This is a genomic window from Mesorhizobium sp. M2C.T.Ca.TU.002.02.1.1, assembly GCF_003997225.1.
The window spans coordinates 1-1,275 of record NZ_RZTO01001209.1; the positions used below are offsets into that span (position 1 = coordinate 1).

The window sequence follows — 1,275 nt, forward strand, 5'->3', positions numbered from 1 at the left end:
GGACGAAGCCAAGCCGAAGCCGGTCGAGAAAACAGCGGCGCCGCCGCCCGCGCCGACGCCGACAGAGAAGCCGGCGGTCGAGGACGTGCCGAAGCCGCAGGAAAAGCCGAAGCCCACGCCCGCGACCGAAGTCGCGCCGATGCCGACGCCGAAGGAAGAGGTCAAGCCCGAGCCGGTCAAGCAGACCGAGCCGAAGCCGACTCCGGCCAAGGAACCGACGCCCGCGCCGCAGCCGGACAAGACCGCCGCCATCCAGAAGGAAGAGGTCAAACCGGACGCCGTCGCCGAGGCGATCTCACAGGATCAGCCGGCGGAGGAAGCAAAGCTTCCGGATTCGGCGCCCGCGCCGGAAGCGCGGCCGAAGCCGCAGCCGGCGCAGGCCGAGAGCGCCAAGGCGCCGGATCGCAAGGATGCCGAAAAGCCGGTGAAGGAAGCGTCTTCCAAGAAGAAATCGGACGAGAAGCAGTTCAACGCCGACGAGATAACGGCCCTGCTCGATAAGCAGAAGCCGTCCGGCGGCGGCGCCAAGCGCTCGACGCAGCAGGCCTCGCTCGGCGGCGAAAAGGATCAGGGCCAGAAGCTCTCCAGGTCGGAGCAAGGGGCGTTGGAGGACCAGCTCGGTGGTTGCTGGACCCTTCCGGTCGGCCTCGAAGGCTCCGAGAACTTCACCGTGGTCGTCCGTTTCAACCTGAATGCCTCCGGCAAGCTGGAGGGTCGCCCGACCGTCGAGAAGTCCAGCGGCAACCCCCAGTTCGATGCCAGCGCGGTTCGCGCCGTGCAGAAATGCGATGTCGCCGGGCTGCAGGTTCCCGCCGGAAAGCAAGACATCTGGTCTGACATTCGCGTCAACTTCGATCCGAGAGCGATGCTTGGCCTCTAAGCCCGTGCGTCCAAAAAATCAGCAAGAGAAGCGAGAAGACATGAAAGCCATCCTCAAGCCGCTCCTGATGGTCGCCGCGATGGCGATGGGCATAAGTTCCGTCGCCACCTTGCCCGCCCAGGCAACTCTCGAGCTGAACGTCAACAAAGGCAATGTCGAGCCGATGCCGATCGCCATCCCCGACTTCGAGGGAGGGCTTGGCCCGCAGATATCGGAGATCGTCACGGCCGATCTGAAACGGTCGGGACTGTTCGCGCCGATCGACAAGGCCGCCTTTGTCGAAAAGATCACGAATCCGGATGCCACGCCCCGTTTCGACGACTGGAAGGTCATCAACGCGCAGGCGCTGGTCACCGGCAGCGTGAGCAAGGAGGCCGATGGGCGCATCCGCGCCC

The 1,275-nt window shown here is 65.1% G+C and carries 1 protein-coding gene and 1 pseudogene; both read left to right on the plus strand.

Features of this window, described 5'->3' with window-relative positions; all coding sequences use genetic code 11:
* Positions 1-880 (plus strand): energy transducer TonB (locus EOD07_RS34810; RefSeq protein ID WP_127238386.1); only part of this gene is annotated, 880 nt, incomplete at its 5' end.
* 40 nt (positions 881-920) lie between these two features.
* Positions 921-1,275 (plus strand): annotated as a pseudogene (gene tolB / locus EOD07_RS34815) (Tol-Pal system protein TolB); the annotation flags it as partial.